At 40.1% G+C, this 19,272-nt stretch carries 14 protein-coding genes; 13 read left to right on the top strand and 1 reads right to left on the bottom strand.

Features of this window, described 5'->3' with window-relative positions:
* Nucleotides 1-60 precede the first annotated feature (60 nt).
* The 11 genes from GVV20_RS03840 to GVV20_RS03790 all read left to right on the top strand — a co-directional run bounded on the left by GVV20_RS03840 (nt 61) and on the right by GVV20_RS03790 (nt 15,729).
* Nucleotides 61-1,806 carry an ABC transporter ATP-binding protein gene (locus GVV20_RS03840; protein ID WP_159740023.1) on the top strand — a complete coding sequence of 582 codons (1,746 nt, stop codon included), beginning with the start codon at nt 61-63 and terminating at the stop codon, nt 1,804-1,806.
* A complete protein-coding gene (locus GVV20_RS03835) occupies nt 1,790-3,547 on the top strand; it encodes an ABC transporter ATP-binding protein (protein ID WP_159740024.1) in 1,758 nt (585 codons plus the stop codon). Before GVV20_RS03840 ends, GVV20_RS03835 begins: the two co-directional genes overlap by 17 nt.
* 211 nt (nt 3,548-3,758) lie before the next feature.
* The gene (locus GVV20_RS03830; RefSeq protein ID WP_159740025.1) at nt 3,759-6,938 is read left to right on the top strand and encodes a hypothetical protein; all 3,180 of its coding nucleotides are present in this window, start codon (nt 3,759-3,761) and stop codon (nt 6,936-6,938) included.
* Between the two features lie 448 nt (nt 6,939-7,386).
* A complete protein-coding gene (locus GVV20_RS03825) occupies nt 7,387-8,628 on the top strand; it encodes a sugar ABC transporter substrate-binding protein (RefSeq protein WP_159740026.1) in 1,242 nt (413 codons plus the stop codon).
* Between the two features lie 22 nt (nt 8,629-8,650).
* Nucleotides 8,651-9,616: a carbohydrate ABC transporter permease gene (locus tag GVV20_RS03820; RefSeq protein ID WP_159740027.1), complete on the top strand. Its 966-nt coding sequence runs from the start codon at nt 8,651-8,653 to the stop codon at nt 9,614-9,616.
* 9 nt (nt 9,617-9,625) lie between these two features.
* Nucleotides 9,626-10,444, top strand: a complete 819-nt coding sequence (locus GVV20_RS03815; protein ID WP_159740028.1) for a carbohydrate ABC transporter permease — start codon at nt 9,626-9,628, stop codon at nt 10,442-10,444.
* A gap of 5 nt (nt 10,445-10,449) precedes the next feature.
* Complete coding sequence (locus tag GVV20_RS03810) at nt 10,450-11,463, top strand: zinc-dependent alcohol dehydrogenase (RefSeq protein WP_236261753.1); 1,014 nt, start codon at nt 10,450-10,452, stop codon at nt 11,461-11,463.
* Nucleotides 11,464-11,476: 13 nt separating this feature from the next.
* Complete coding sequence (locus GVV20_RS03805; RefSeq protein ID WP_159740029.1) at nt 11,477-12,496, top strand: NAD-dependent epimerase/dehydratase family protein; 1,020 nt, start codon at nt 11,477-11,479, stop codon at nt 12,494-12,496.
* Nucleotides 12,496-13,566 (top strand): dihydrodipicolinate synthase family protein, encoded by a 1,071-nt coding sequence (locus GVV20_RS03800; RefSeq protein ID WP_159740030.1) that lies wholly within the window; start codon nt 12,496-12,498, stop codon nt 13,564-13,566. The genes GVV20_RS03805 and GVV20_RS03800 overlap by 1 nt, the downstream gene beginning before the upstream one ends.
* Nucleotides 13,544-14,404 (top strand): Gfo/Idh/MocA family oxidoreductase, encoded by an 861-nt coding sequence (locus tag GVV20_RS03795; protein WP_159740031.1) that lies wholly within the window; start codon nt 13,544-13,546, stop codon nt 14,402-14,404. The genes GVV20_RS03800 and GVV20_RS03795 overlap by 23 nt, the downstream gene beginning before the upstream one ends.
* A gap of 17 nt (nt 14,405-14,421) precedes the next feature.
* Nucleotides 14,422-15,729 (top strand): amidohydrolase, encoded by a 1,308-nt coding sequence (locus GVV20_RS03790; protein ID WP_159740032.1) that lies wholly within the window; start codon nt 14,422-14,424, stop codon nt 15,727-15,729.
* On the opposite strand, the gene GVV20_RS03785 is transcribed toward GVV20_RS03790, so the two are convergent.
* Nucleotides 15,724-16,635: a helix-turn-helix domain-containing protein gene (locus GVV20_RS03785; protein WP_159740033.1), complete on the bottom strand. Its 912-nt coding sequence runs from the start codon at nt 16,633-16,635 to the stop codon at nt 15,724-15,726. The two genes, GVV20_RS03790 and GVV20_RS03785, sit on opposite strands and share 6 nt — an antisense overlap.
* Before the next feature lie 101 nt (nt 16,636-16,736).
* Between GVV20_RS03785 and GVV20_RS03780 the strand changes: the two genes are divergently transcribed.
* Together GVV20_RS03780 and GVV20_RS03775 are read left to right on the top strand one after the other, a co-directional pair.
* A complete protein-coding gene (locus GVV20_RS03780) occupies nt 16,737-18,062 on the top strand; it encodes a family 4 glycosyl hydrolase (protein WP_159740034.1) in 1,326 nt (441 codons plus the stop codon).
* Nucleotides 18,059-19,270, top strand: a complete 1,212-nt coding sequence (locus tag GVV20_RS03775; protein ID WP_159740035.1) for a PTS transporter subunit EIIC — start codon at nt 18,059-18,061, stop codon at nt 19,268-19,270. The genes GVV20_RS03780 and GVV20_RS03775 overlap by 4 nt, the downstream gene beginning before the upstream one ends.
* Nucleotides 19,271-19,272 lie beyond the last annotated feature (2 nt).

Genomic DNA, 19,272 nt, shown 5'->3' with positions numbered 1-19,272 from the left:
ATAAGGTTACCTTATACTTTATTATAATGCAGTTATGAGTTTTCGTACAGGAGGAAAAATATGAAATTAATCATCAAATATTTAAAAAAGTATAAACTACTATTTATCCTCAATTTAATTGCGATTATTGCTTTCTCTATTACAGAGTTAGGGATGCCAACAATCATGGGTAACATGATTGATGAAGGTGTCGGAAGCGGTAATCTTGATATCATCAGAAATCAAGGTTTGATGCTACTGGGCGTCGCATTTATTGGGGGATTGGGTAATATCTTACTCGGGTTTACGTCCAGTCGTATTGCAACATGGATGACACGCGATATCCGAAATGACTTATTTAAAAAAGTCCAAGAATTATCTCACTCGGAATATAATGAAATCGGTGTATCATCCTTAATTACACGGATTTCAAATGACGTGTACCAACTCCAGTTGTTTGTTCAAATGTTTTTAAGAATGGGATTAAATAGCCCAATTATGATCGCTGCTTCGGCATGGATGATTTATGATACAAACCAAGCGCTTGCATTAATTGTTGCAGCAAGTATCCCATTTATTCTTATTGTTGTTACATATACAGGCATAAAATCAGGGCCAATCAGTCGTGCGCAACAAAAGCTGATGGATGTCCTAAACCGAATTACGCGTGAAAATATTACAGGTGTTCGTGTTATTCGTGCATTTAGAAAAGATAAACACGAAACAGTGCGCTTCGAAGAAAAAAATAGTGACTATACACGTACCTCGAAAAAGTTATTCTTCATGATGTCACGTGTTGAGCCTATATTCTTCTTTATCTTAAATATTGCGGTTCTGTTTACCATTTTTGTTGCTGCGCAAATGATTGATATTGGATCACTTGAAGTGGGTAGTTTGGTTGCATTCTTGGAATACCAATTCCATGCATTGTTCTCATTACTCCTTTTCTCGATTGTGTTTGTAATGTATCCTCGCGCAGCTGTAAGTGCGCGTCGTATTCAAGAGGTACTCGACAAAGAACCACTCATTATGAATCCTGAAAACGGTGTTACTGATGGAACTGAAGATACAAGTATCGTCTTTGAGAACGTTGATTTTGCCTATCCAGATGGTGAAGCGAATGTCTTATCCGATATCTCCTTTACAGCGAAAAAAGGTGAAACCATTGCCTTTATTGGCTCAACAGGTTCTGGTAAGTCGACCTTAATAAATCTTATTGTGCGTTTCTATGATGTAACTAGCGGACGTGTACTCGTAAATGGCGTAGATGTGCGCGAATACGATATGTATGCACTTCGCGATAAGATTGGATTTATTCGCCAGAAAGCATTGCTCTTTAGCGGAAGTATTAATGAAAATATCCGTTACGGAAAACGTGATGCCGATTCACGTGAAATTGAAGCAAGTGCTGAAATGGCTGCTGCCCGTGACTTTATTGAAAAGAAACCGGATCAATACGAAGAATGGTTAAGTGAAGGTGGAAGTAACGTTTCTGGTGGTCAGAAACAACGTCTATCCATTGCACGAGCATTAGTTCGTAAGCCTGAGATCTATATTTTTGATGATAGTTTCTCTGCACTTGATTATAAAACCGATGCACTTATTCGTAAAAATCTACGAGAAGAAGTAAAAGATTCTGTAATGTTGGTTGTTGCGCAACGAGTTAGTTCAATCGTTGATGCAGACCAAATCATTGTTCTCAATGAAGGAAAAATTGTAGGAAAAGGAACCCACCTTGAGCTTATGAAATCTTCCCCAATCTATGTTCAGATTGCAGAATCTCAACTCAGTGAAAAGGAGATGGCAAAATATGAGCAGCTTGCGTAAAATGTGGCGTTTTCTAAAGCCTTATAAAATTAAATTAATCTTTGCAATCACATTCATCTTCATCGCTGCAGTTTTAACAGCAGCAGCGCCTGCGATTGAGGGATTCGCTACAACTCAACTTGCAAAAGATGTTGCGGCGATTCATGCTGGTGTTGCTGGTGCACACATCCAGTACGATATTATTTGGAAAATTATCTTTATCTTACTTGCAATCTATATTGCCAATGCGGGTTCTCGTATGTTGTATCAATACCTTATTACAGCGTCCATTCAATCATCCGTGTATGATTTACGAATGGCTGTTAAAGAAAAAATGGTCCGCTTGCCGATTCGTTACTTTGATGAACATGCAGCTGGGGATCTAATGGCTCGGATGACAACAGATATCGAAGCACTCTCAGCAGCCCTCCAACAAGCCTTTGCACAAATTGTTATGGCGATTCTAAGTCTCACAATGGCGGTTATCATGATGTTTGTGATTGATTGGCAAATGGCGCTAGTCGGATCTTTAATTATTCCAATTAGTTATGTCTTTGCACGCTATATTATTAAACATTCGCAATCCTTGTTTGATGTTCAACAAAAAACATTGGGTGATATGTTTGCGGTTGTCCAGGAGAAACTCACTGGATTCAATGAAATTAAACTTTATAACTATCAAGAAAATGCGATTGAAGAATTCAAAGAAACCAACAGTAATCTTGCTGAAGCGGGATTTAAAGCAAACTTTATCTCTGGGCTCATGAGTCCAGGAGTTACCTTGGTAACATATATTGTCATTGCGATTTCCGTCTTCATGGGAGCTATGAAAGTTGCTCAAGGTGTCATGGCTGTTGGGGCATTACAGTCGTTTGTTCGTTATATTTGGCAAGTAAATCAACCACTTGCACAAATTACACAACTTGCACCAACGATTCAATCAAGTATCGCTGCTATGGATCGTGTCTTTGAATATCTTGAAGAAAATGATGACGTTGAAGATATTGCCAATCCAGTTGTCATTGATACCTATGAAGGTGCTGTATCGTTTGATCACATTAACTTTGGCTATGGCGAACGTCCGATTATCCAAGACGTGAGTGTGGATATTAAGCCAGGTGAGATGGTTGCGATCGTAGGTCCAACAGGAGCTGGTAAAACAACCATTATTAACTTGTTAATGCGTTTCTATGATGTTGATTCGGGATCAATTCGTATTGATGGGGTCGATATTCGAGATATGAAACGTGATGATTTGCGTTCCTTGTTTGGAATGGTACTTCAAGATACATGGTTATTCAGTGGCAAAATTAAAGAAAATATTGCGTATGGAAAACCGAATGCAAGTGATGAAGAAATCATCGACGCAGCAAAACGTACCAATGTTCACCACTTTATTACAACGTTACCAAATGGTTATGACATGGAACTTAACGAAGAGTCATCAAATATTTCTAATGGTGAAAAACAACTGATTACAATTGCACGGGCTTTACTCAGTGATCCGCGTATCCTGATTCTCGACGAAGCAACCAGTTCGGTAGATACCCGTTTGGATGCCATGATTCAAGAAGCGATGGCTGAACTTATGAAAGGTCGTACATCATTTGTAATTGCACACCGTTTATCAACAATTCGTAATGCTGACAAGATTCTTGTCATGCGTGATGGTAATATTATTGAAACAGGAAACCATGATGAACTTATGGAACAAGATGGTTTTTACGCTGATCTTTACAACAGTCAATTTGCAGAAAACTAAACCAGCTTCGGCTGGTTTATTTTTATGATAGTATGGGTGTTATGTTGATTTAGGCACAATAGTACAAGATTTTTATACATTCAAACAATTATTTTAAATTTATGAAAGCGCCTACATGATATGATTTTCATGAAATTGAATTGAGTGAGCAATTTCCAACATTCAAAAGTATGAGAGCGTGTCTCAAAAATTGAACAAAAAGGAGAATGAAATGACTCAAAGTTTTAAGACAGTCGGAATCATGTTGATGTCCGTGTTACTGATGCTTGTTTGTATTGTACCAATACAAACAATTGAAGCAGAAACATTGCCAGAACCACAACCTCAAACCGTTCTAAGTGGACGCGGTTTCTTTGATCCGGTTCCAACTGGAAATGAAATTGACACCGTCACATCCGTAATTAGTGCCACTTTTGGTATGCATGATGGGAAGTTATATGGATATTCAATGACGAATGGTGGATACTTCAATATGATTGATGTTGCTGCTAATGAAATTGTGTATTCAAAACTTGTACCGGGCGTATCTCAAGCATGGGGTCATACTGTTGCACCAGACGGTAGCGTATATATTGCAGCATTAGGGCCAAACAATGATGGGCAATTGTACCATTATATCCCTTTTTCTGGAGATATTACACTTTTAGGAACACCGCTTCCAGGTCATCAATTCTGGTCAATTACGACTGACGATAGCGGTAATGTATATATCGGGACACATAAAGAGCATGAGGGAAGTGTCATCAAATATGATGTCGCAAGCAAATCATTTAAGAACATGGGTAAAGCGACACCTGGGGATGAGACGGGCTATGTCCGGTCAATAGCGTATCACGATGGTTCTGTTTATCTCGGAACGGGTGTAAATGCACGTGTCATTAAAATGGATGCAGAGACTGGCGAGAAAGTTGATATCACAGGTAATGCGTATGATATTATCAACAAACCTGGAGATAAAAACAATCTAAATCATGTTTATAATATGGGCATTGCCAATGATTATCTTTTAGCGCGTTTTGACGATGGTGGCGAAGGAGCACTTCTCTTTTATAATTTAAAAGAAAATAAATGGGAAGATAAAAAACTGAGCAAAAAGCATGATGGTGGTGTGGATGATTATGGTGCATTTGGCTGGGATCAACTTGCGGTCCACGATAATAAAACTTATGTAACATATGAACGAAAACTCCATGAAATTAATTTAGACACACTGGAAGCAAATGCAGTGGGTGGAGGATTCTTAGGACATCGTGGTGGTGCAGTTTATCAATCCCCTGAAGGACTGGAGTACGTTTCCTTTAAAAGATTGGGTGACATTGCTCATTTTAATCTAGAAAAAGGAACCTATTCAGAAACGGAAAATAAACTTAAGGGAACGCCGATTTTACTTCACAACCTGGGGAAAGATAATGATGGAAATTTATATGTTTCTTCCTATCCAGGTGGGCCTAAAGGTATGCAAGTCGACGTAAAGTCAAACACAAACCGTATTTTCAATCAAATGCAGGCAGAAGGAATGACACCTGGTAATGGAGATACAATGTACTTTGGTCTTTATGGTGGTGCAGTTATTCAGGAGATGAATACAACCACACTTGAACAAAAAACACTCTTTAATCTTAAAGATAGTTATGCCCAAGATCGACCTTACATTATGGAGTTTCAAGATGATTTACTCATGATAGGAACCATACCATATTATAAAGAATTAGGTGGCGTTCTCGCCTTGTACCATCCGGAAACTGGCGAGAAAGAAGTTTATCGTAATGTTGTTGAAAATCAAAGTATTGTGGGGTTAGCGAAGTATGGTAATCTTATTTTTGGTTCGACAACAATTCGTGGTGGTCTTGATGCACCAACGTCTGAAATGGCAACAAAACCCGTAATTTTTGTTTGGGATATTGCTAAAAAAGAGAAAGTGAAAGAAATTGAAATCCCGTTTGAATCCATACAGCAAACACCAATGATCAGTGGTCTGACTTTCGATAAAGATGGGCAACTTTGGGGTGCGGTAGATGGTGTTCTTTTCACCATGGATCCCGAAACAATGACGTTTACCAAACATAAAGATATTTATCCCGATGTAAAAAATCGTGGCATGTGGCGTCCAGTTCACATAGAATTTGGGACTGACGGATTGCTTTATACCGACATTGCAGGCCGTATGACTGTGGTCGATCCAGCCCACCCTGATTGGAAACATACTCGGATTTTAACGGATAAAGAAGTCGATTTTATGACATTTGCTTCGGATGATACGGGAAAAGAAGCGATTTACATCCTTCAAAATTCTCCCCAAGATATCGAAAAAATTGAGATTATCGATGTGGATCCTCTGATGGAAAATGAAGAGACCATAATTGCGCAAGTCATACAACCTCTTGTTAATGGTGATTTCGAGGCGAACGTACAGACGCGACAAGCCGTACCGTCTATTTCTGGATGGCATTCCCTGTTCGATGCTATCACAGCAAATGTGAGCTTTGAGATTAGTACAGATCGCTATATTTCTGAAGGACATAGCTTAAAACTCAAAGACACATCCGATAAAGAAACTATCTTTGTGGCTTCTGATAGTCTACCTGTCCAAAGTGGAACAAAATATACTGCAACAACGAATCTATATTTAGAAGATGGACAAAACACTGTATTCATTCGTTTCTTAGATGAAAACGGCAAACAAGTCGGTAAAGATGTCGATGGAGAATCTCTAAAGCATATACGGAATGGATATGGGGCATGGCAAACTGTGAGTGTGTCAGCAATAGCTCCAGAAAATGCTGTTTCTATGTACATTGGCTTTGGGAGCTCAAACTATTTCCAAACAACAGGGGCTTACTATGATGATGTGACGCTTGTTGCTGAATATCAAGTTCCGAAACTAAAACGTGCATATTTGGAAGCGGCACTAACACGTGCAACATCCCTTGATCTGTCGAAATATACAGAAGAAACCGTGAATAATCTCGAGAACGTTATTGCGAAAGCACATGAAATGCTGACTGTGGTACAAAATGAAGAAGACCAACTTCAAGTTGGCATGACCCTCGAAGATTTTGAAACACGTCTAGTACAAACCGACATTGATGATTTGGTCAATCAGGTCACTGACAGAATCAATGGTCTGAAGGTTAAAGATGATGGAAATGGCGAAACTCCTGTTGATCCAATCGACCCAATCGACCCAATCGACCCAATTGACCCAATCAATCCAATTGAACCAACTAATCCTGAAACACCGGATGGTAGTCAGGACCAGGGCGTGCGGGAAGAAACACTGCCGGCCACGGGTGTACAATCTACTTATCAAAATGTAGGGATTGTGATTGCGAGCCTGGGATTAATGCTCGTTATTACATATCACTTAAAAAAGAAATTAAAAGCTGAGTAATCAGCTTTTTTTATAATATGTTGAAGTGCAAGAATTTTATGATTCTTGGCAATTTATGTAATATTCAGTATTAATGAAAGAGGCTATAATGAAAGCGTATTCAAGGAGGAAGGACATTAATCAGGTATTCGTTTCGCCCAAGAAGTAAGGGGTTAAGCGGAAATCTGTTGCATTTGAAAAGAAAAGAAATAGACCTTGATTCTCACAATCAAGAACTAGATGGAGCAAGAAAGTCATAATATGGCGGTATTCAGGTTATCGTACAAAATAACGACAATTAAACAATACATTTTTGAATCACTATCACTCAAAAAACTCCCGAAATACAGATTCAAATACACGCAATGTAGCTCACAGAAGCACGTTTAAGAATCGCTCTGTCATTTCTTTAGATCTTTTTGTTTCTTAGAAACAAAACATGCTTATGTACATACAAGGAGGAACTAGCATGAATAAGATTTTGAAACGATCATTCGTGATCGGATTGGCTTTATTGACACTTGTCGGATGTGGAAGTAAAAAATCCCCATCATCAGACGAAAAAGTTAATTTAACAGTATGGGTACACCCTTATGTTGGTGCAGACAAGAAAGCAGATATTGAAGCTGTCTACGCAAACATGACAGAAGAGTTCAAAAAAACAAATCCAAATGCAACGGTAACCTTTGAAGAAATTCCTTGGGCAAACCGTGAACAAAAATTCACTACAACACTTGCAGCGAAGCAAGGACCAGATATTTTCTATCTCATTCCTGACCAAGTTACGCAATTTGCAGATAAAGATTTAATTGCAAACATTGATGAGTTTGTTTCATCAGAAGATCGTAAAGGATTCTCAGACACAAGTATGGACGCCGTAACGTATAAAGATAAATTATACGGTCTGCCAATTCTGCGTGAATCACAGTCACTATTCTATAATAAGAAAATTCTTGAAGAGATTGGTGCAGACGTCAACAACTTACCAAAAACATGGAAAGAATTTCATGAGCTCGGTGCTAAAGCCGTTGAAGCTGGTTACTACGCACGGACATACGACGGTGGAAATACGCTTAACTCATCATTGTATCCACTAATTTGGCAAGCGGGTGGCGATATTGCGAATGATAAGAATGAAGTATTCATTAACAATGAAAAATCAGTCAAAGCATTCGAGCAAATTAACCAATGGTACAAAGATGGATTCATCTCGAAAGATTCGATTACAGTTGAAGACTCAGCACCTCTATTCTTAGAAGGTAAAGTTATGGCTGCATGGGGTGCAAATAACCTTATCGGAGCTGCAAAAGAAAATAATGTAGATTTCGTCATTGGATCACCACTCAAAGAAGAAGTGGAAACAACATTTGGTACAACAGGTGCCTTTGTCGTATCAAACGTCTCTGAGAATAAAGAAAAAGCAGTTGAATTCCTCAAAATCATGACCAACGAAAAAAACATGATAGAATTCAATACCGTTACAGGATTCATCCCTGCACGTGAAAGTGCATTATCAATCTACGACAACAATCCAGAAATGAAACAGATGGCTGAATTTACAAAAATTGCACGCCCTGGAGTCATTAATTCACAAGCACGCGTGTTTATGCCAGATGTTCAAGCAAACGTTCAAGCAATGCTTGAAGGAACATTAACACCACAAGAAGCAGCAAATAAATCAGCAGAATCAATTAAGACATATCTCAAATAAATTAGAAATGTGAGGATTATACATGGAAGAAAAAAATACGATTGACCAAGATCGTGCAGTTGCTATAAAACGCGAAGTGTCGCCCGAACCTCGTTTTCGCGATAGAGCGATTAAACACGTTAAGAAACACTCTCTAGTCTATTTGTTTTTAGTGCCGATTTTAGGTCACTTTGCAATATTTTATGTGGGACCAATCATCTTTAGTTTTGTCATAACATTCATGGATTATCCGATTGTCGGAACTCCCGAATTTATTGCTTTTGATAATTGGAAACGCTTCTTTAATGATGCGAATGCATGGAAATCAATCGGAAATACCGTTATGTTTTCGCTACTCTACATTGTGCCTACAATGGCATTAGGTTTATTATTTGCCACGCTTATTCATTCACTAAAACGCCGCTGGGCGACCGTATTCAAAGGCGTATTCTTTCTTCCAGTTGTAACATCCTTTGTAGTTATATCCGGTATTTGGGCATGGATGTTCCGTGGGAATAGCGAGGGATTTGTGAATCAATTCCTCGCACTCTTCGGAGTGCCAGAGCAACTCTTTCTATCAAGTTCAAGTCAAGCATTGATGGTTTTAGCAGGACTTTCAATTTATAAAGTTGTTGGAAATACGATGATTTACTACTATGCAGGACTCCAAGGAATCCCTGACGATGTATATGAAGCAGCAAAAATTGACGGATCAGGGCGATTGAAAACATTCTTCAAAATAACAATGCCGTTATTAATGCCAATCCATTTGTACGTTGCAATAACAACAACAATTGGCTCATTCCAAATTTTTGATTCTGCATTCTTATTGACGAGTGGGGGACCGAATTACGCAACCAACACCATCGTCTATTATATGTATCAACAAGGATTTACAGCTTATGATTTTGGATATGCAAGTGTACTTGCTTATGTGTTGTTCTTCTTTATATTTGTTGTTTCAATGATTCAAAAACGCTATCTTGGCAAACAAGTCGATTATAACTAGGAGGCAACTATGAGCGAAAAAAAAGTAAAAATAATCCGTATGACAGTATTGGTACTGTTAGGAATTACCTTCATTGTACCGTTTCTTATAATGGTTGTTGGGGCATTTATCGATGCGAAGATTCCAGTTGGAAATCCCTTTACATGGATCGTCACACATGACCTTACGTTTAAGAATTTTGAACATATTTTCAAATACTCCCCCATTCTTACATGGCTATGGAATTCTATTGTAATTTCCGTAATTCCAACAGTCTTCCAAATGTTCTTCGCAGCGATTTTGGGTTATATCTTTGCCCGTAAAGATTTTTGGGGTAAAGACATTCTCTTTTGGGCGATGATGGCAGTGGTAATGATTCCTACACAGGTGCTCATTATTCCTCGTTATATTATGTTCTCGGAGTTTGGGTGGATAAATACTCGAACCGCCCTTATTATGCCACTTGTTTGGTCAATTATGGGAGTCTTCTTAGTGAAACAATTTATGCAGCAAATTCCAGGTTCTCTTGAAGAATCAGCAAAAATTGATGGTGCGAGTGACTTAAAAATATTCTTTACAATCATGTTGCCGTTATCAAAACCGGTCATCGCGACTGTGGGTACGTTCGCTTTTATCTCATCGTGGAATGATTTTTTAACACCGCTTATCTTCACAACAAGTAGTGATATGTATCCTATTACAGTAGGATTGGCGTCGCTACTGACAAAAGAAGGTCACTTTGGAATCGAAATGGCAGGAGCATTCTTATCCTTTATTCCAACATTCTTGATTTTCTTATTCTTCCAAAAATACTTTACGAAAGGAATTGCCTTCACAGGTATTAAGTGATAACAATGCGATATTTAGGAGCACAAAATGGTGCAGTTAATATTTATGAATCAGACGATTATGTCATTAAAAAAGATTATGTACGAGTTCGCGTTTTGTATTCGGCGGTGAGTCCTGGAACTGAAGGGACAATGACAAAAACATCTGACGATGACATCGTGCGCTTAGGTTACTCGGCTTCAGGAATTGTTGATGCAGTAGGTGAAGGTGTTGAGAACTTTCAAATTGGCGATCGTGTCGCGGTTTACGGTGCACCCTATGTTGGGCATCGTTCACAACTGCTTGTTCCCAAAACGCTTGCAGTTAAAGTACCGGATAAGGTTTCCATGACCGATGCATCCCTTGCAGGTTTGGGGGCGATTGCAATTCATGGATTACGCCAAGGTGAACTTCAATTTGGAGAGATTTGTGTTGTCGTGGGTTTGGGCATATACGGCCAGTTGATTGCTCAAATTGCACATAATGCCGGGATGGTCGTCTTAGCACTAAATCGATCAGCATCGCGTGCTGAATTACTGCATGATGTCTCGGGTTTAAAAACATATTCCGATGAAGTCGAATTAGAAAAAGACTTAGCAGTGTTGAGCCAGGGCCGGGGTGCGGATGCAGTCTTTCTCTGTGCGGGGAGTGGGGCAAGTTATCTCACTGATAAAAGCTTGGATTGGCTCAAAGATCGTGGTAAATCGGTAATTGTTGGTGATATTCAACCTCATTACTCTCGCGAAAAAATGTTTGTAAAAGAGATTGAAATTCGAATCTCTCGAGCAGGTGGTCCAGGACGTTATAACACATCCTATGAACGTGATGCTATCGACTATCCGTACGGCTATGTTCGTTGGACTGAAGGTCGCAATGTTGGGGAGTTTATCCGACTCCTGGAGACAGAGCGAATTCATGTCAACAACTATTTCGACACACCAAGTAAGCTTGAAACCTATCAAGATGTTTATACAGCCCTTTCGGAAAAAGGTGCCGCGTACCTTACGCATTGCTTTACTTACGAAGATATTGATGGATAAAGAAGGAGATTGTATGAATCTATTAGATAAGATAGAAACCGAAATGAACACCGCCTCGGATGCGCTAGTTAATGATATGAAGTCACTAGATGGCGATATTATTATTCTAGGAGTGAGTGGAAAGATTGGCTATAACCTATCGGCATTGCTTATGGATGCCTTGAAGAAAGCCGGTATTGAAAAGAATGTTTATGGTGTTGCTCGTTTCTCAGATGGTAATCATTCGCGTGATGCCCTTGAGGCAATTGGGGTACAAACGTTGGTTGCTGATTTTATGAACGACGCATCCCTTCAATCCTTACCAAAAGTCAAGAACGTAATATTCATGGTTGGTTACAAGTTTGGTAGTACCGGGAATGAGTCCTATACATGGGCACTTAACAGTTACTTGCCCGGTCGTGTAGCGGAAGTCTTTAAAGACTCACGCATTGTGGTGTTCTCTACAGGTTGTGTCTATCCTCTTGTTAATGTTGAAGCGGGAGCACCTTCAGAAGAAAGCATGCCAGAAGCAATCGGTGAGTATGCCCAGTCATGCTTAGGTCGTGAACGTATTTTTGAGCATTTCTCAAAGACCAATCAAACACCGGTAGCGATTTATCGTCTTAACTATGCGATTGATGTACGTTATGGGGTCTTGGTAGAACTTGCACGAAACGTCTATGAAGGCAAACCTGTTGATGTAACGATGGGTCAGGTTAATGTAATTTGGCAACCGGATGCGAGTGAGATGGCGCTTCGATCATTACTTCATACTACAGTTCCGGCTAATGTCTTAAACATTACAGGGCCAGAAACACTTTCTGTACGATGGCTTGCAGACCGTTTTGGAGCGCGCTTTAAAAAACCAGTAACGATTGTAGGGACGGAAGCACCATCAGCATTGCTAAGTAATGCTTCAAAATCACATGAACTGTTTGGTTATCCGAAAACCAGTATACGAGAAATGATTGAAATTGTAGCAACTTGGATTGAACATGAAGGATCACAGTTGGATAAACCAACTCATTTCCAAGAAAGAGAGGGTAAATACTAATGAATCAAGCGCAACATGATTTACTCTTTTCTGGAACTGTAATTCCAGCCCATCCCCTTGCGTTGAATGTTGATAAATCATTGGATGTTTTAGCGCAACGTGCTTTAACCCACTACTATATTGACGCCGGCGTCGGTGGGATTGCGGTTGGTGTTCATACGACACAATTTGAGATTCGTGATCCAAAGTTTAACTTGTACGAACCTGTATTACGATTGGCAGCGGAAGAGGTTTCCAAACGTAACCTTGACCGACCATTTCTTATGATTGCAGGCCTATCTGGCCCAACTGAACAGGCTTGTGATGAAGCCCGTTTAGCAAAATCACTTGGCTATTGTGCGGGTCTTTTAAGTATGGGTCATTTGGATAGTTACTCGGAAGAAGCGCTATTAGAACGCACACGAGCAGTTGCAGCGGTCATCCCTGTTATAGGGTTTTATCTTCAACCTTCTGCGGGTGGTCGTATCCTATCGTTTGAATTTTGGACTGCATTTATGAATATTGACAATGTAATAGCAGTTAAAATTGCGCCATTTAACCGATACCAATCATTAGATGTTATGAAAGCAGTTATGTTATCAAAACGTTGTGAAGAAATTGCTGTCTATACTGGGAATGATGACAACATTATTCCGGATTTATTGACGGATTATGAAATGATGATTGATGGTAAATGTGTTCGAAAACGCATCGTCGGAGGATTGCTTGGCCATTGGTCTGTGTGGACGCACACGAATGTCCAACTTTTCGAACGAATTAAACATGCACGGGAAAGCCAAACAGAAATCCAAACGTTATTAACATTGGGGACTCAAGTAACGGATACAAATGCAGCGTTCTTTGATGTCCGCAATAATTTTAAGGGATGTATTGCTGGTATCAATGAAGTCCTTGCTCGCCAAGGGTTGATGCAAGGCAATTGGTGTCTATTGGACAAAGAATGTCTGAGTGAAGGCCAATCAGAATACATCGATGAGGTCTATGAACGCTATCCTCATTTAAACGATGATAAATTTGTTGAATCGAACCGCGAACTATGGAAAAACTATGCAGCATCAGAATCCATATAAGATCGGAATCGTTGGTGCCGATACATCTCATGTATCGGCATTCGTTGAATATATAAAAAATGATGCCCGTTTTCAAAGGCGGTTTGAGATAGCGGGTGTCGTCGATGATGGTCTATCGCGTGTTGATTTCTATCGCAATCGCCGGGCATCCATTTTGGCGTCGCTTCCAGATTCCGTGCCAATACTGACATTAGAATCGATGCCTGATGTTGATGCATGGTGGATTCTTGCTGGAGATGCGGATTCGCACCTTGATATTCTAAAGGCACTGACTCAGACACATAAACCAATATTCATTGATAAACCAATTGTCTATAATATGACATCATTTACCGAGATGAAACAGTACATTCGAAAGCATGACTTGCGCGTGTACTCGTCATCAGCATTACGGTTTACGCAATTGGTAACAAACGCATATGCTCGATTTGAGACAACGACACATATTGTCATCGAAGGGCCACTAACATTTGTGGACGGTATTCCGTCGTATCATTGGTATGGCATTCACTGTTTGGAAATGTTGTATGCTTTGTCGGCCGAAGTCACCATCAAAAAATTAGAAATTAATGATACTTATGAATATTTAAGCGGGACGATATCGGATAAAACATTTGAAATTCGTTGGATTAAAGTCGGCGATCCACCTTTCAAAATCTTCATGGATGATGCAGCATTCGAGTTGCAGGAATCACTCTACGAAGGTTTAATTCATGTTTTGTGCGAAGCCATTGAGAGTGATAGCTTGCCTGTACCTTTAGAATCGACGCAACGTATTATGAAGACTCTTGATAAATTAAATCTCATGCGTACCAAAATACTTAATAAAGACAACTAGAAAGGACGTACCACACAATGCACGATAAGACAATCAACGGCAAATCGTTAGAGGCCATCTCAGCACAGTATTTTGACGAAATCGCAACACTATCTGATCGCATTTGGCACTATGCCGAAGTGCAATTTGAGACACCAAAGTCATCACGACTTTTAGGGAATTATCTTGTATCGAAAGGATTCGATGTAACCTATGGGGTTGCGGGAGTTGAGCATGCGTTTGTGGCAACGTGGGGGTCTGGTCCTAAAACCGTTGGCTTTTTGGCCGAATTTGATGCACTTGAAGGCATGGGACAAAAAGCGCTAGCTTATGTAAACTGTCCCAACGGAAGTCCTGGTCATGGATGTGGTCACAACTTACTGGGAGCTGGAGCTGTGTTCGCTGCCTTACTTTGTAAAGATGTAATCGAAACTGAAGATACTAATACAACAATCAAAGTCTTTGGATGTCCGGCAGAAGAAAGTGGTTATGCAAAAGCAATCATGGCTGAAAAAGGGGTATTCGACGGCACGACATTCATGCTGACCTGGCACCCGAATGCATATTCACAGGTCTGGGTTGAAAGGACACTAGCGGTAAATACACTGAAACTTACATTTCGTGGAAAAGCGAGCCATGCTTCTGGAGCCCCAGAATGTGGACGGTCAGCTTTAGATGCCTGTGAATTAATGAATGTCGGGGTAAATTATTTGCGCGAGCATATGCCCTCAACATCACGCATTCATTATGCATATTTGGATGCAGGTGGTAAATCCGCTAATGTCGTTCAACAACAAGCGACGCTTCATTATTATGTTCGTGCTGAGAATCGTGATGTGTTAGACAATCTTGTACAACGGGTGAAACAAGTCGCGAAGGGTGCAGCTTTAATGACTGAAACCACAGTTTCTATTGAGACAGATGCACGATGTCTTGATTACAATGCCAACGAGCCACTATCCAAACTTTTGGAGTCAGTCATGCACGAAGCGGGAGCAGTTCATCTTGATGACCATGACCTAAACCACTTATCATGGTATGCCATAACGCCTTCCGATGCCATCTTCGACACGACCATACGCCCTGGGGCATATGGATCTCAAGACTTTGTATCAACAGACGTAGGTGATGTAAGTTGGCGTGTTCCAACAGCCCAAATTTTTATTGCCTGCGAGCCGCAAGGAACGCCCATGCATTCGTGGCAATGGGTGGATAATGGAACATCAAGTGTTGCTCATAAAGGAATTCAAAAAGCGGGTGTTGTCCTTGCCCTCACAGCGATTCGAGCGTTGCACAATAAAAAGCTGCTTCAAGAAATTGAAGCAGCGTATAAAGCATCGCTATAACGGGGTCGGTTCCGCTTGTCCATTGGTAGAGATGAAAACAGACCGTTGCCCTGAGTGTGCATCTCGCTGAGTCCCATAAATAGGTTGATCTTTGTGACGATGAATGTGTGAAGGTGGGAAACCGAAGACCGATTTGAAGCATTTTGTGAAATATGCTGTGGAATTAAAACCACAAATGTCACTGCATTCCGCAACGCTGAGATCACGCTCTGATAGTAGTTGATGAGCATGATTGCAACGAACTTGGAATATATAATTATTCGGCGTAATGCCGGTCACGTCTTTGAAAATCCGACAGAAGTAAAATTTACTAATGCCAATTTCTTGGCTGATTTCATCAAGGCTAATATCACGATTAAAGTGATGATGAATGTACTCGATTGCTTGCTTAATGATAGCCATACGATCGGACGTATTCGTCCGGACAAGCGTATGCTCAATCAACTGGTTGCGATACAGAAGAATTAACATTGTATTACACAGAGCGCGCACAGCTTTTTGATAAAAAGGTTTAGCTTGTTGACTTTCGTTTGCGATTATTTGAAAGATATTACGCATTTCTAAATCGTTCGTTAAATGGTGAAAACGACAATTGACAGTATCGAAATTGAGACTTCTGCAAAAGGTAGAATCCATGATTAGGCAAAAATAGACTACTTCATCCGTTTCACTTCGGACACTATGGATTGAATTGGAATTAATAATTACGATTTCGCCTCGCTTCGCACGAACAGGCTGTCCATCAATTTCGACAACAGCTTCACCCGAAACGACATATAAGAGTTCAATGTTGGCGTGCCAGTGAGCAACGATATGCGAACTTTGTTTATACAATGTATCGATATGAAAAATGATCGGATAATTAGGATTTTTAAAGTAATGCAGTTCGTAATGTAGCTGTTGCATGAGACCTCCTAAGGACAAACGTGTCTGGTATATGCCTAGTATAAGTAGGAATGATTAAAAGGTCAAGGTAACGCTTACATATCGATGAAGAGAGGAAAAATATGAAAAAAGAACCAATCAGTATTTGTATTGCTGGGGCAGGAAGTACCTACACCCCAGGCATTATTCAAGCAATGTTAAATGTTAAAGACATGTTTCCTGTTGCAGAGATTCGTTTGTATGATATCTCCGAAGCAAAAAATCACCGTACTTTTGTGATTGTTGACTATCTCTTACGAAAAGCTGGAAAATCCATTCGAATTCTTGAGACAACCGATCCAAAAATTGCATTTGAAAATGTGGACTACATTTTTTCGCAAATTCGCGTTGGTGGGTTGGAAATGCGAGAGAAGGATGAAAAAATCCCATTAGAGTTTGGTCTTGTGGGTCAAGAGACATGTGGTGTTGGTGGCTTTGCGTATGGGATGCGCACCATGCCACAATTTCTAGAATTGGTGGGACAATGCTTAACGTATGCACCCAATGCTTGGATTCTAAACTACACCAATCCAGAGACCATAATATCGGAGGCTGTACGACGAGCATATCCGAAAGCCAAAATCATCAATGCGTGTGATATGGCAATCAGCATATCGAAAACACTGGCGGATATTTATGGATATGATCATGATGCTTGGATTCCAGATTATTATGGGCTTAACCACTTTGGATGGTTTACAGGAATTTACGATAAAGAACATGATCGCGACATTCTTCCCGATGTACTCAAACGTGCGCAAGAAGAAGGGGTTTGGTTAAAAGAAGGGGATGACAGTTGGAAAGAAACATATGTCAATCTCGGGCGAATGATTTCCTACTTCCCAGACAGTATCCCCAATAATTATCTCGAATATTACTTAATGGGCGATGAGAAAGTTGCGAAAGCAGACAAGACATATACCCGTGCGAATTATGTTATGGATGGACGCAATCAATATATGGATCATTTCTATCAAGCAATTCTTGATGGTGATAGCGATAACTTAAAAACTTATACGATGGAGAACGAAATACATGGTCAATATATTATTGATATCGCCGTGTCACTCCATCAAGATCTTAATAAGCGGTTCAATCTAATTGTTCCGAATCATGGAGCTATTGAGAATCTTCGGGCCGATGCGGTCGTGGAAGTTCCAGCCTATGTTGGTGCTAAAGGTGTTGAAGCGATACGACGCGGGGCCCCAATTTGTGATTTCCACAAAGGGCTTATGGAAGCACAAGTTGCTTCTGAAAAACTGTGGGTAGATGCTTTCTTCGAACAATCATATCTAAAGGCACTGCAAGCCATTACGTTGAACCAAACAGTACCATCAATGCTAGTCGCTAAAAAAGTGTTAGATGCTCTAATCGAAGCAAATCGAGACTACTGGCCTGAATTATCATGATTGTTTCTAAGCTTGAGCACATCTTATTCAAAGCCAAGGACTATCGACCACTTCAAGCGCTACATCAGACAACGACGGTGCTTTTGAATACAGTGATTCCATTATCTATGTTGATGCTATTGGGGCAAGTGGTTGCTGTAATGAGTGGTGGTCGTTGGCAGGAACTACAGATGGTATCACAGCTTGTATTCGAAATAGTGTACAGTTATCTGTCACCACTTACTTTAGTAATCTTTATGTACGTATTGGGTCAAAAGTATACACTCAATCGAATCACAAATTATTTGATGTCACTGATTGCATGGGTGGCTTTTGAATTGCCGTTACGCAATTTTGGAAGCACCTCAATTGAGTATATAAGCTTTGCCTTCATGATTCCTCTATGCGTCGTTCTGATTGATACAAGCGTCGATAAAATAATGGGACATCTAACTTTATCACTCCCGACTTCAATTCCTCAATCTATCAAAGAGAGCGCTTCAAGTTTAGCACGTCAGTGTTTCAAATTAATTGCAGTGTACGCTTTGATATGGGGGGTTATGCAAATCCCCTTTCCGGTCATTGGGTATATTCAAAGTAGCTTTAACCTACTCTTTAGCGTATATCAAAATCCGATCGTGTTTTTGTTATTGATACTAGTGTTACAGCTATTGTGGTATCGAGGGTTGCATGGGGATGCACTTCTTGCAGCTTGGTTTGAACCGGCTATAATTTTTAGCACAATTATCAATATGCATGCTTTGATACAAGGTTTGCCGGTGCAGCATATTATTAACGCTACATTTTATACAAATTTTGCAGCCGCTACAGGCGCTGGGCTAACGGGTGGTATACTTATCAATTATGTATTGCGCCGACCCCGTCGAAACGTACTACCTGAAATGGAACAAAGTTTTGTCCCAGCACTGTTCAACATCAATGAACCGTTAATTTTTGGATTACCTATTGTCGACAATTGTGAATTCAAAGTAGCGTTCATCCTTGCACCACTTTTGGCAAGTGCAGTCGGGTATACTCTCACGGTTCTCGAAATCATGCAAGTTTATACCTATGCAGTTCCATGGTTTATACCGTTTGGTCTCAAGGGCTTGATGGGAACCGGTGGCGATTTGGTGACTGCTTTATGCGAACTATTAATTGCAATTCTAGTTATTGTAATCTATGCGATACCAACAAGACGGTATATGGCGAAAGTGAAGGAGCTTTAATT

The organism is Erysipelothrix aquatica, from assembly GCF_009828775.2.
Taxonomy (GTDB): domain Bacteria; phylum Bacillota_I; class Bacilli_A; order Erysipelotrichales; family Erysipelotrichaceae; genus Erysipelothrix; species Erysipelothrix aquatica.
Note: the sequence above shows the minus strand (reverse complement) of the source record. Positions and strands in the feature narration are given on the sequence as shown.

What these genes read in the sequence shown, in the direction of transcription:
- GVV20_RS03840 (WP_159740023.1), top strand. Translation starts at nt 61, where the DNA reads ATGAAATTAATCATCAAATATTTAAAAAAGTATAAACTACTATTTATC.
- GVV20_RS03835 (WP_159740024.1), top strand. Translation starts at nt 1,790, where the DNA reads ATGAGCAGCTTGCGTAAAATGTGGCGTTTTCTAAAGCCTTATAAAATT.
- GVV20_RS03830 (WP_159740025.1), top strand. Translation starts at nt 3,759, where the DNA reads ATGACTCAAAGTTTTAAGACAGTCGGAATCATGTTGATGTCCGTGTTA.
- GVV20_RS03825 (WP_159740026.1), top strand. Translation starts at nt 7,387, where the DNA reads ATGAATAAGATTTTGAAACGATCATTCGTGATCGGATTGGCTTTATTG.
- GVV20_RS03820 (WP_159740027.1), top strand. Translation starts at nt 8,651, where the DNA reads ATGGAAGAAAAAAATACGATTGACCAAGATCGTGCAGTTGCTATAAAA.
- GVV20_RS03815 (WP_159740028.1), top strand. Translation starts at nt 9,626, where the DNA reads ATGAGCGAAAAAAAAGTAAAAATAATCCGTATGACAGTATTGGTACTG.
- GVV20_RS03810 (WP_236261753.1), top strand. Translation starts at nt 10,450, where the DNA reads ATGCGATATTTAGGAGCACAAAATGGTGCAGTTAATATTTATGAATCA.
- GVV20_RS03805 (WP_159740029.1), top strand. Translation starts at nt 11,477, where the DNA reads ATGAATCTATTAGATAAGATAGAAACCGAAATGAACACCGCCTCGGAT.
- GVV20_RS03800 (WP_159740030.1), top strand. Translation starts at nt 12,496, where the DNA reads ATGAATCAAGCGCAACATGATTTACTCTTTTCTGGAACTGTAATTCCA.
- GVV20_RS03795 (WP_159740031.1), top strand. Translation starts at nt 13,544, where the DNA reads ATGCAGCATCAGAATCCATATAAGATCGGAATCGTTGGTGCCGATACA.
- GVV20_RS03790 (WP_159740032.1), top strand. Translation starts at nt 14,422, where the DNA reads ATGCACGATAAGACAATCAACGGCAAATCGTTAGAGGCCATCTCAGCA.
- GVV20_RS03785 (WP_159740033.1), bottom strand. Translation starts at nt 16,635, where the DNA reads ATGCAACAGCTACATTACGAACTGCATTACTTTAAAAATCCTAATTAT.
- GVV20_RS03780 (WP_159740034.1), top strand. Translation starts at nt 16,737, where the DNA reads ATGAAAAAAGAACCAATCAGTATTTGTATTGCTGGGGCAGGAAGTACC.
- GVV20_RS03775 (WP_159740035.1), top strand. Translation starts at nt 18,059, where the DNA reads ATGATTGTTTCTAAGCTTGAGCACATCTTATTCAAAGCCAAGGACTAT.